Origin of the sequence: Microbacterium sp. SCN 71-21 (genome assembly GCF_001725695.1) — a bacterium.
Classification (GTDB): Bacteria; Actinomycetota; Actinomycetes; order Actinomycetales; family Microbacteriaceae; genus Microbacterium; species Microbacterium ginsengisoli.
Map to the genome: position 1 here is coordinate 1 of NZ_MEGA01000103.1, position 11,110 is coordinate 11,110.

Sequence of the window (11,110 nt, forward strand, 5' to 3'; positions counted from 1 at the left end):
CCCCCGGCGTGAACCCCGACGAGGGGCCCGCGCAGATCCGCGCCTTCTTCGCCGGCCCGACCTCGTGGGCGAGCCGCGACGAGCTGGTCGAGCGCGCGCTGTCCTTCGGCCTCGGCGGCAGCCGTGGCGCGGCGACCCGCGGCGTCTATCTGAACTCGCGGGTGCGCGAGGACGGCCGCGTCGAGTGGAAGCATCACTTCGCGCACCTCGCCGCCGCCGTCGCGAACGGCGACGCGGACGCCCCGACCTTGGACTCCGCGGTGCGCGATCTGCTGTCCGAGTCGGGGTGGCACGACCTCGCCGCCGTGACCGCACCGATCACCCTCATCCGCGGCGAGCGCGGGTTCGTCTCGGCGGGTGACGCCGATGATTTCTCGCGGCGCCTGCCCGCGGCATCCGTCGTCTCCGTGCCTGCGCGTCACAACGTGCAGGAGGACATCCCGGCCGAGCTGGCGGCCCTCGTGCGTGCGGCCTCGGGCCGCCGATCACCGGCCGTGTGACGTCGCGTGTCGCCGTGTGACGGCGGCCGGTCATCTGGGCCGCGGCCCGGTGCCCCCGACCTAGGCTGAGGGAAGCTCGCCGATCCGGCGCGCGCCCTTCCCCCGCACGGACGTTCCACAGCACGGACATCCCCGCACCGAGAGGATCCCGCATGTTCCGCCGCACCGCACTGGCCGGGGCCGCCATCCTGGCCGCCGCCGCCCTCGCACTCACCGCCTGCTCCGCCGGGGGCAGCAGCGCACCGACCGCTTCTGGCGACCCCAACGCCACCGTCAACATCCGACTGGCACTGGAGCCCACCAACCTCGACATCCGCCAGACCGCGGGGGTCGCCCTCGACCAGGTTCTGATCGACAACGTGTATCAGGGCCTCGTCTCGCGCACGCCCGACCAGAAGATCGTCGCCTCGCTCGCGAGCGCCTGGACGGTGTCCTCCGATGCTCTCACCTACACGTTCACGCTGCGCGACGGCGTCACCTTCGACGACGGTCAGGCGCTGACGCCCGACGACGTGGTGTGGTCGCTCACGCAGCACCGCGACGAGAGCACATGGGCCAACAGCTCCACGCTCTCGCACGTGTCGAACATCAGCGCGACCGGCAACACCATCACGCTCACCCTCTCGTCGCCCGACTCCCAGCTGCTGTGGAACCTCACCGGGCGCGCCGGCATCATCCTGAAGAAGGGCGACACCGTCGACTACAAGACGAAGGCGAACGGCACCGGACCCTTCACGCTGAAGTCGTGGAACCAGGGCGCGAACATCACGCTCGCCCGCAACGACGCCTACTGGGGCGACAAGGCGAAGGTCGCCGAGGTCGTCTTCGACATCATCCCCGACAACCAGGCCGCGATCTCCGCCGCCCAGTCGGGCGAGGTCGATGTCATCACCGGCTTCGACGCCACTCTCAGCTCTCAGGTCGAGAAGGGCGGCGACTTCTCGGTCGTCAAGGGCAGCGCGACCGACAAGTTCGTGCTCGCCTTCAACAGCACGAAGGCGCCGCTGAACGACACCCGTGTACGCGAGGCGATCCGCCTCGCGATCGACCACAACGCGATCATCGCCGCTGTCGGCTCCGGCAAACCCCTCTACGGTCCGATCCCGCAGCCGGACCCCGGCTACCAGGACCTGTCGTCGACGATCAGCCACGACCCGGCCAAGGCCAAGCAGCTTCTCGCTGACGCGGGAGTGTCGAACCTGACGCTGACGCTCACCGTGCCCTCGTTCTACGGCACGACCATCCCGCAGCTGCTCACGTCGAACCTCGCCGACGCCGGCATCACCCTCAAGGTGAACAGCGTCGACTTCACGACGTGGCTCAACGACGTCTACACGAACAAGAACTACGACCTCAGCCTCGTCGACCACGCCGAGCCGCGAGACTTCGGCAACACCTGGGCGAACGGGAGCTACTACTTCACGTTCAACAACCCGCAGGTGCAGTCGCTCTACCAGCAGGCGATCGCCGCGACCAGCGACCAGCAGGTGGACGACCTGCTCGCGCAGGCTGCGAAGATCGTCGCTGACGACAACGCCGCCGACTGGCTGTACAACTGGGAGTCGGTCGTCGCCGTCGGCAAGGGCATCACCGGCTTCCCCGCCGACAACGTCAACTCTCGCATCAACCTCGCCACCCTGGAGAAGAGCAACGGGTGATCAGATTCACGCTGACACGGCTGGCCCTGCTGATCCTGGGCCTGTTCCTCGCCAGCGTGCTGATCTTCCTCACCCTGCACGTGCTGCCGGGTGACGTGGCCCAGCTGATCGCCGGAACCAACGCGACTGCCGAGCAGATCGCGCGGATCCGGGATCAGCTGGGCCTGACCCGTCCGCTGCCGCTGCAATACCTCGACTGGATCGGCGGAGCGCTGCGCGGCGACCTGGGCACCTCGCTCGTCACCGGAAGCTCGGTGAGCGACGAGCTGCGACAGAAGGCGCAGGTGACACTGCCGCTCGGCCTGTTGTCGCTGCTCATCGCCGTCGTCATCGCCCTGCCCCTCGGCGTCGTGGCCGCCGTGCAGCGGCACCGCGCGGGAGGTGCGGCGTTGAGCATCGGCGCGCAGGCCGTGGCCGCGGTTCCGGTCGTCTGGGCGGGCATGATGCTCGTCATCGTCTTCGCCGTGACCCTCGGCTGGCTGCCCGCGCAAGGCTTCCCCCGCTCGGGCTGGTCGGATCCGGGGCTCGCGCTGCGCGCCCTCATCCTCCCGGCGCTGACCATCGGCGTCGTCGAGGGTGCGCTGCTCATGCGCTTCGTGCGCTCGGCGACACTGCAGGCCCTCGACCAGGACTACGTGACCGCCGCCGCCGCGAAGGGCCTCACCCGCACACGCGCACTCGTGCGCCACGGGCTGCCGAACGTGGGGCTCTCGATCATCAGCGTGCTCGGCCTGCAGATCGCGGCGATCATCGTGGGCGCCGTCGTCATCGAGCAGCTCTTCTCCCTGCCCGGCATCGGACGGATGCTGGTGGCCGACGTGCAGGCACGGGACATCCCGAAGGTGCAGGGCGAGCTGCTCGCGCTCACCGCCTTCGTGCTCATCGTCGGCTTCGCCGTTGACCTGGTGCACCGGCTCATCGACCCGAGACAGCGGGAGGCGTCATGAGCGACAGTGTGATCGCCCGGGTGTGGCGACTCCCCGCCGGCCGCATCGGGCTCGTCATCGCCGCCGCGGTGCTGGCGACCGCCGCCGTCGCCCTGGTCTGGACCCCGTTCGATCCGCAGCGCACCGACGTCGAGATCCGCTGGCAGTTGCCGAGCTGGCCGCACCTGCTCGGCACGGACGCGACGGGCCGCGACATCCTGAGCCTGCTCATGGCGGGCGCCCGCACCACGGTCGTCGTCGCGGTCGGCGCGGGGATCATCGCGACCGTGCTCGGTCTCGTGCTCGCCGCGCTCGGCGCCCTCACGCCGCGCCTCGTGCGCGAGAGCGTCGCGGTCGTCGTCGACGTGCTGATCGCGTTCCCCGTGCTGCTGATCGCCATGATGATCACCGCGGTCTGGGGCGGGTCGCTCTGGGTGGTCATCGTCGCGATGGGCATCGGATTCGGGGTGAACATCGCCCGCGTGACGAGACCCGAGTTGCGTCGCGTACTGCTGAGCGACGTCGTGCTCGCGGGGCGCGCGGCCGGCCTTACCCCCGCGCAGAACCTGTGGCGGCACCTGCTGCCGAACGTGCTGCCGGTGTTCATCGTGCAGCTGTCGTGGGGCATGGCGGTGGCGGTGCTCGCCGAGGCGGGGCTGTCGTACCTCGGGTTCGGGGCGCCGGTGACGGATGCCTCGTGGGGCCTGCTGCTCTCGCAACTGCAGCAGTACATCAGCGTCTACCCGCTCTCGGTCGTCTGGCCGGGGCTTGCGATCTCGCTCACCGTGCTCGGGCTGAACCTGCTCGGTGACGCCCTGCGCGAGGCGACCGATCCCCTGCTGCGCGCGAGCGGCGGCAGCGCCAGCCGCGCCCGCACCCACGTGCCGGGGGGTGTCGCGGGAGCCTGGAGGTGACCGACCCGACGGCGTCACGTTCGCGGTGCCCGAGGGCGCGCGCGTCGGGCTGATCGGCGCGTCGGGCTCGGGCAAGTCGCTCACCGCGCGGGCGCTGCTGGGACTCTTGCCCGACGGCGCGGCGGTGTCGGGCAGCATCCGGTGGCAGGGGGTCGAACTCGTCGGGCTGCGCGACCGCGAGCTCGCCCGTCGTCGCGGGCGGGAACTCGCCATGGTGTTCCAGGACCCGCTGACGGCCCTCGACCCGGTGCGCACTGTCGGCCGCCAGATCTCCGAGGCGGCCGCGATCCACGGTGAGCGCTCCCGCGCCGAGCGGCGCCGCCTCGCGGTCGAGGGCGCCCGCCGTGTGGCACTGCCCGACCCCGAGCGCATCGTGGCGCGCTACCCGCACCAGCTCTCCGGCGGGCAGCGTCAACGCGTCGCGATCGCGATGGCCCTGGCCGCACGCCCTCGCCTGCTGGTCGCCGACGAGCCGACGACGGCACTCGACGTCACCGTGCAGGCCGGCATCCTCGAACTGCTGCGCCGACTCGCCGACGAGGACCGCATGTCGCTCGTGTTCATCACCCACGACCTCGCCGTGCTCGCCCAGGTCGCGACCCATGCGGTCGTGCTCTCGGCCGGACGGGTGGTCGAGACCGGTCCCCTCACGACCCTTCTCACCGAGCCCGCCTCGCCCGTCACGCGGGGCCTGCTGCGCGACGCCGCGGCGACGCTGTGGCGCGGGGCCGCGACATCCGACCTGCCCGAGGAGTCCGCATGACCGCGCTCATCGAGGCCCGCGGGCTCACGCGGGTGCACCGCGGGCCTCGCCGCGCCCTGTTCGGCCCGCGCGAGACCACGACGGCGCTCGACGGTGTCGACCTCGACGTGACCGAGGGCTCGGCGCTGGGGGTCATCGGCGAGTCCGGGTCGGGCAAGTCCACGCTCGTGCGGCTGCTGCTCGCACTCGACGCGCCGACCACCGGCAGTGTGCGCATCGACGGCCGAGAGGTGGATGCTGCCTCCCCCGCCCGCGCCCTGCACTGGCTGCGGCGCGAGACCGGCATCGTCTTCCAGGATCCGTACGCCTCTCTCGATGCCCGCATGCGCGTCGGCCGCATCATCGCCGAGCCGCTGTGGGCGCTGGGCATCGACGGCGACCGTCGCGCGCGCGTCGCCGAAGTGCTCGCGGCCGTCGGTCTCGATGCGGATGCCGCGGCCCGCTACCCGCACGAATTCTCGGGCGGGCAGCGCCAGCGCATCGCGATCGCACGGGCCATCGTGCACCGGCCGCGCATCCTCGTGGGCGACGAGCCACTGTCGGCCCTCGATGTGTCGGTGCGGGCGCAGATCCTTGAAGTGCTGGCCGACCTGCGCCGCAGCGAGGGCCTGACCCTCGTGCTCGTCTCCCACGACATCGGGGTCGTGCAGAGCATCTGCGACGAGGTCGTGGTCATGTCCTCCGGGCGCATCGTCGAGCGCGGGACGACCGCGCGGGTGCTCGCGCAGCCGCAGCATCCGTACACCCGTCAGCTGCTCGCCGCGATCCCGACGCTCCCCGGGCGCTGAGGACTGCGCGCGTCAGTCGGCGTCGGCGTCGGCTCGGGTGTCGTCGGGGCTGTCTCGCAGCCGCCCGAACAGCCCGCGCTTCTTCGTCGGCTTCAGCGACTTCTGCAGGTAGACCGTGCCGAGCCACCGGCCGAACTTGAAGCCGACGCGGCCCATCCGACCGACCTCGACGAAGCCGAGCTTCTCGTGCAGCGCCAGGGAGCCCTCCGCGCCCTTGTCGCTGATGACGGCGACGATCTCGCGGATGCCGTTCGCCTCGCACGCGGCGATCAGCGCCTCGAGCAGGGCACGGCCGAGGCCCTTGCCCGACGACGCGTGACCGAGGTAGATCGAGTCCTCGACGGTGAAGCGGAACGCGGACTTGCCCGCCCACGGCTGCACGAGCGCGTACCCGAGCACCTGGCCGGTCGGCGACTCGGCGACGAGGAAGGGCATCTTCTGCTTCTGAAGGTAGGCGAACTTGTCACGCCACTTCGCGAGCGACCACTTCTTCTCGTCGAAGGTCACGACGGAGTTGGTGACGTAGTAGTTGTAGATCTCGCGGATGTCGGCGAGATCGCTCTCCTCTGCGGCACGGATCTCGTAGCTGAAGGGCCGCTCCGACAGTTCGGCGCGACGCTGCTGCTGCCGGAACAGGTTCCAGCGCGACGGGTTGTATTCCTCCTCCAGCATGCGCCCAGGATACGCGCACGACGGCCTCGCGACGCACGGCGCCGTCAGGCCGGGATGCGCCAGTCGACCGGGGCGACGCCGCGCTCTTCCAGCAGCGCGTTCGCACGGGAGAACGGGCGCGAACCGAAGAAGCCGCGGTGCGCCGACAGCGGTGACGGATGCGGCGACTCGATGATCGGCGTCTCGCCCAGCAGCGGTCGGAGGTTCGCGGCATCCCGACCCCACAGGATCGCCACGAGCGGAGCCGCCTCGCCCGTGGGCGTCTGCCGCGCGACGAGGGTGCGGATCGCGTGCTCGGTCACCTTCTCCCAGCCCCAACCGCGGTGGGATGCGGGCTGACCCGGCGCGACGGTGAGCACGCGGTTGAGCAGCATGACGCCCTGATCGGCCCATGCCGACAGGTCGCCGTGCGGCGCCTTCGGCAGGTCGAGGTCGTCGGCGAGCTCGCGGTAGATGTTCTCCAGCGAGCGCGGTAGCGGCCGCACATGCGGGTCGACCGCGAACGAGAGTCCGATCGGATGCCCGGGTGTCGGATACGGGTCCTGCCCGACGATCAGCACCCGCACCTCGGCGAGCGGGCGGGCGAACGCCCGCAGCACCCGGTCGCCCGACGGCAGGTAGTGGCGACCCACCGCGACCTCGGCGCGCAGACGATCGCCGAGCGCGGCGATGTCCGGGCCGACCGGCTCGAGCGCCCGCGCCCAGCCCTCGTCGACCAGCCCCGCGGCGGCGAGCTCGGTCAGACTCATCGCCATCCCGGTGCCTCTCAGGCGGATGCGGGAAGGCCGCCGTCCTCTTCGAGGACCGAGCCCTTCCACGACCACGGGAAGTTGATCCAGCGATCGGTGCGCTTCCAGGAGAAGTCCGGCTCGATGATGGTGGTCGGCTTCGTGTAGATCGTCACCGAGCGCACCTCGGCGCCCCGGTCGACCAGCAGCTTCACGGCGAGATCGAGCGTGCGGCCACTGTCGGCTACGTCGTCGACGAGCAGCACCTTCCGCCCCTCGAGGTAGGAGAGGTCGAGCGCCGGCGGCAGCACCTCGGGGGCGTCGAGCACGGTGCCGATGCCGGTGTAGAACTCGACGTTGATCGCGCCGCAGTTCTTGATGCCCAGCCCGTACGCGATGGCACCGGCCGGCAGCAGACCGCCACGGGCGATCGCCACGACGACCTCGGGCACGAACCCGGCCGCGAGGATGTCCCGCGACAGCGACCTCGACGCCTCGCCGAAGCCCTCCCAGGTCAGATGCTCGCGCTCCTCGTTCGCCTCGCCCACTCGACGCCGTCCTTCCCGCGCCGAGCGGCGCACCGCACCAGCCTAGGCGCTCAGCCCTCCCGCACGTGCAGCGGGCCGCGGGCGAGCACGTGCTGCGCCGACTGAGCCACCGGGCGCACGATGACGAGGTCGAGGTTCACGTGGCCGGGTGCCTCGACGGCGTACGCGATGAGGTCGGCGATGTCGTCGGCGACGAGCGGCGCCTCGACACCCTCGTACACCTTGTCGGCGGCGCCCTGGTCTCCACCGAGTCGGTTGAGCGAGAACTCCTCGGTCTGCACCATGCCCGGCGCGATCTCGACGACGCGCAGCGGCTCACCGTTGAGCTCGAGGCGCAGCGCCTGGGCGAGAGCCGACTCCGCCGCCTTCGCCGCGTTGTACCCGCCGCCGCCCTGGTAGGCGACGCGCGCCGCGGTCGAGGTCACGATCACGATGTCTGCGACACCGTCGGCCTTGGCGGCCTCGCGCAGCAGCGGCAGAAGGGATGCCACGACCCGCTGCGTCGACAGGACGTTGACGTCGTACATCCACTGCCAGTCGTCGACATCCCCGGTGGCGACGTGATCGGTGCCGCGAGCACCACCCGCGACCTGGATCACGCTGTTCACCGATCCGGAGGCGGCGAGGAAGTCGCGGAGCGCGGCGACGTCGGCGGCGACGGTGAGGTCGGCGGCGAACGGGACCACGCCGGTCTCGGCCGCGAGCGCCTCGAGACGGTCCGCGCGGCGGGCGACGGCCACCACGTCCCACCCGTCGGCACGGAGCTTGCGCGCCGTCGCCTCGCCGATCCCCGAACTTGCCCCCGTCACTACCGCACGCTTGGTCATACCGTCCACGCTAGCGGGAGCGCGCGGGTGCTCAGACACAGGCGGAGGGAGCGGCATCCGTCGTTGCTATGACGGGGCTGAACGTCGTGTTACGCGGCGAGTCGGCGCCCTTGTCGGCTCCCGGCACGCCCCCTACTGTCATGGCAAGCCACCGACCACTTCACCACCCGCACCCCAGAGGAGCACCGATGACCTCTTCCGAGAACTGGCGTTTCGAGACCAAGCAGGTTCACACCGGCGCGCAGCCCGACCCTGTCACCAAGGCTCGTGCCACGCCGATCTACCAGACCACCTCCTACGTGTTCGACAACACGGACCACGCCGCGAACCTCTTCGCGCTGGCCGAGTTCGGCAACATCTACACCCGCATCCAGAACCCCACCCAGGATGTCGTCGAGCAGCGCCTCGCCGCGCTCGAGGGCGGCACCGGTTCGCTGCTCGTCGCGAGCGGCCAGGCGGCGGAGTCGTTCGCCGTGCTGAACATCGCGCAGGCCGGAGACCACATCGTCTCGTCGAGCTCGATCTACGGCGGCACCTACAACCTCTTCAAGTACACCCTCGCCAAGCTCGGCATCGAGACGACCTTCGTCGAGAACCAGGACGACCCCGAGGAGTGGCGCCGCGCGGTGCGCCCGAACACGAAGCTCTTCTTCGCCGAGACGATCGGCAACCCGAAGATCAACGTGCTCGACATCCGCACGGTCGCCGACATCGCGCACGAGAACCGCGTGCCGCTGATCGTCGACAACACGATCGCGACGCCGTACCTCATCCGTCCGTTCGAGCACGGCGCCGACATCGTGGTGCACTCGGCGACGAAGTTCATCGGCGGTCACGGCACCACCATCGGCGGCATCATCGTCGACGGCGGCACCTTCCCGTGGTCGCAGAACGTCGACAAGTTCCCCGGTCTCACCGAGCCCGACCCCTCGTACCACGGCGCCAGCTACACCGCGGCGGTCGGCGACGGTCTCGCGTACATCATCAAGGCCCGGGTGCAGCTGCTGCGCGACCTCGGCGCCGCCATCGCGCCGCAGAGCGCCTGGCTGCTCATCCAGGGCCTCGAGACCCTGTCGCTGCGCATCGAGCGTCACGTGCAGAACGCGCAGGAGATCGCCGAGTGGCTCGAGAACCACGAGGACGTCGCGAGCGTGAACTACTCGGGCCTGCCCACCTCGCCCTGGTACGCCGCCGCCAACCGCTACGCCCCGAAGGGCGTCGGCGCGGTGCTCTCGTTCGAGCTCAAGGGCGGCGTCGAGGCCGGCCGTGCGTTCGTGAACGCGCTGACCCTGTTCAGCCACCTCGCGAACATCGGCGACGTGCGCTCGCTCGTCATCCACCCCGCCTCGACCACGCACTCGCAGCTGACCCCCGAGCAGCAGCTCACGACCGGTGTCACCCCCGGCCTCGTGCGCCTCTCGGTCGGCATCGAGAACATCGACGACCTCAAGGCCGACCTCGAGCAGGCGCTCGGCGCCGCCCGCACGGTCGCTGAGGCCGCGCGGGTCTGACCCTCCTCAGGCGATCGACGCCCCCGTCCGGATTCCGGGCGGGGGCGTCGTCGGTTGCGGCCCCGACACCGCCCTCCGACTGGCCACTCGACCGATCGTGAGGCAGGCTGGCGGCATCCGTCACATCGAGGGGGTGCGCATGGGCGACGCCGATGACGAGCGAGAGCTCGCCGCCTACTACGACGACTTCGGCCGGCATTGGGCGCACGGCACGTCGCCGTTGTACGAGGACTGGGCCTGCGCGATCGCCGAGGATGCCGAGGTGGTGCGACGCCTCACCGCACTGCCGCGCCGCCAGCAGCAGGCGAACCTGCTGTTCGCCGCCGCGCGTCGCGCCGGAGTGCCACTGCACCCGTACGCCGAGGTGCGAGATGAGCTGCTCGACGCGTGGGATCGCATTTCCGAGATCTCCGCGACGCATTCCACCCAGACCAATGAACCCGGCCGCGCGGCGACATGGCTGCCGCCGCTGTCACGGCTCGACGGGCCGGTCGCCCTGCTCGAGGTGGGCGCCGCGGGCGGACTGTGCCTCTTCCCCGACCACTGCCGGGTGACGTACACGACTCCCCCAGGCGAGTTCCTGCACGAGCCGGATGCCGCAGGCCCGACCATCGACCTCCGGTGCACCGTCGACGACGCCGCGGCGGTGCCGACCGGACCGGTCGAGGTGGCCTGGCGCGCCGGGCTCGACCTCGCCCCCATCGACGTGCGCGACCCCGAAGCGCTGCGCTGGCTCGAGCTTCTCGTGTGGCAGGGCCCCGACCACGACGCGCGCATCGCACGACTTCGTCAGGCAGCGGATGCCGCGGCATCCGCCCCGCCCCGGATCGTCAGCGGCGACCTCGTCGACGACCTCGAGGCGCTCGCTGCGACAGCACCGGCGGACGCGCACCTCGTGGTCTTCCACAGCGCGGTGTTGATGTACCCGGATGCCGCGAAACGCGACACGTTCGTCGCGCTCGTGGGAGACCTCGGTCGACGGCTCGGCCGCCCGGTGACCTGGCTGTCCAATGAGAGCCGCGGCACCTTCCCGGCGCTCGACGATCGGCTCCCCGCCGACCTTCGAGCGCACCACCGATTCGTGCAGCGACGCAACGGCACCCCGATCGCCCTCGCCGGACAGCACGGCGCGACCTACGAGATCACCCCGTTCGCGTAACAGTCCCCGGAGCAGCGCCACGGGCGGGGAGAATGGAGCGATGGACTGGCAGACTTCCGAGGACACGGTGCCGAGCGCGCCGGTTTCGGAAGCCGACGCCCGCCGCCTCGGCGGGC

Annotated in this window: 12 protein-coding genes; 8 read left to right on the forward strand and 4 right to left on the reverse strand. The window is 70.9% G+C overall.

Translation table 11 applies throughout. The annotated features are described in order from the left end of the window. The 6 genes from ABT08_RS12195 to ABT08_RS12220 all read left to right on the forward strand — a co-directional run. Positions 1-500 (forward strand): alpha/beta fold hydrolase (locus ABT08_RS12195; RefSeq protein WP_502685890.1); only part of this gene is annotated, 500 nt, incomplete at its 5' end. A 152-nt stretch (positions 501-652) separates the two neighbouring features. Continuing rightward, positions 653-2,158, forward strand: a complete 1,506-nt coding sequence (locus ABT08_RS12200; protein ID WP_137877507.1) for an ABC transporter substrate-binding protein — start codon at positions 653-655, stop codon at positions 2,156-2,158. Further along, positions 2,155-3,105 (forward strand): ABC transporter permease, encoded by a 951-nt coding sequence (locus tag ABT08_RS12205; RefSeq protein WP_045248319.1) that lies wholly within the window; start codon positions 2,155-2,157, stop codon positions 3,103-3,105. The genes ABT08_RS12200 and ABT08_RS12205 overlap by 4 nt, the downstream gene beginning before the upstream one ends. Then, positions 3,102-3,998, forward strand: a complete 897-nt coding sequence (locus tag ABT08_RS12210; protein ID WP_288115133.1) for an ABC transporter permease — start codon at positions 3,102-3,104, stop codon at positions 3,996-3,998. Before ABT08_RS12205 ends, ABT08_RS12210 begins: the two co-directional genes overlap by 4 nt. Continuing rightward, positions 3,976-4,761 carry an ABC transporter ATP-binding protein gene (locus tag ABT08_RS12215; protein WP_288115134.1) on the forward strand — a complete coding sequence of 262 codons (786 nt, stop codon included), beginning with the start codon at positions 3,976-3,978 and terminating at the stop codon, positions 4,759-4,761. Before ABT08_RS12210 ends, ABT08_RS12215 begins: the two co-directional genes overlap by 23 nt. Further along, positions 4,758-5,549 carry an ABC transporter ATP-binding protein gene (locus ABT08_RS12220; RefSeq protein ID WP_288115135.1) on the forward strand — a complete coding sequence of 264 codons (792 nt, stop codon included), beginning with the start codon at positions 4,758-4,760 and terminating at the stop codon, positions 5,547-5,549. Before ABT08_RS12215 ends, ABT08_RS12220 begins: the two co-directional genes overlap by 4 nt. 12 nt (positions 5,550-5,561) lie before the next feature. Here ABT08_RS12220 and ABT08_RS12225 read toward each other — a convergent pair whose 3' ends face one another. The 4 genes from ABT08_RS12225 to ABT08_RS12240 are packed head-to-tail and all read right to left on the reverse strand — an operon-like array spanning position 5,562 to position 8,324. Then, positions 5,562-6,221, reverse strand: coding sequence for a GNAT family N-acetyltransferase (locus ABT08_RS12225; protein WP_288115136.1), 660 nt, complete (start codon positions 6,219-6,221; stop codon positions 5,562-5,564). A 44-nt stretch (positions 6,222-6,265) separates the two neighbouring features. Beyond that, a complete protein-coding gene (locus ABT08_RS12230; protein ID WP_056206545.1) occupies positions 6,266-6,976 on the reverse strand; it encodes a uracil-DNA glycosylase in 711 nt (236 codons plus the stop codon). Positions 6,977-6,987: 11 nt separating this feature from the next. Beyond that, complete coding sequence (locus tag ABT08_RS12235) at positions 6,988-7,497, reverse strand: phosphoribosyltransferase (protein ID WP_056206543.1); 510 nt, start codon at positions 7,495-7,497, stop codon at positions 6,988-6,990. A 50-nt stretch (positions 7,498-7,547) separates the two neighbouring features. Next, complete coding sequence (locus ABT08_RS12240; protein ID WP_045248312.1) at positions 7,548-8,324, reverse strand: SDR family NAD(P)-dependent oxidoreductase; 777 nt, start codon at positions 8,322-8,324, stop codon at positions 7,548-7,550. A gap of 188 nt (positions 8,325-8,512) precedes the next feature. Between ABT08_RS12240 and ABT08_RS12245 the strand changes: the two genes are divergently transcribed. Next, on the forward strand, positions 8,513-9,835 hold the full coding sequence (locus tag ABT08_RS12245; RefSeq protein WP_045248311.1) for a bifunctional o-acetylhomoserine/o-acetylserine sulfhydrylase: 1,323 nt from the start codon (positions 8,513-8,515) through the stop codon (positions 9,833-9,835). Between the two features lie 139 nt (positions 9,836-9,974). Continuing rightward, positions 9,975-10,994, forward strand: coding sequence for a DUF2332 domain-containing protein (locus tag ABT08_RS12250; protein WP_288115137.1), 1,020 nt, complete (start codon positions 9,975-9,977; stop codon positions 10,992-10,994). Positions 10,995-11,110 lie beyond the last annotated feature (116 nt).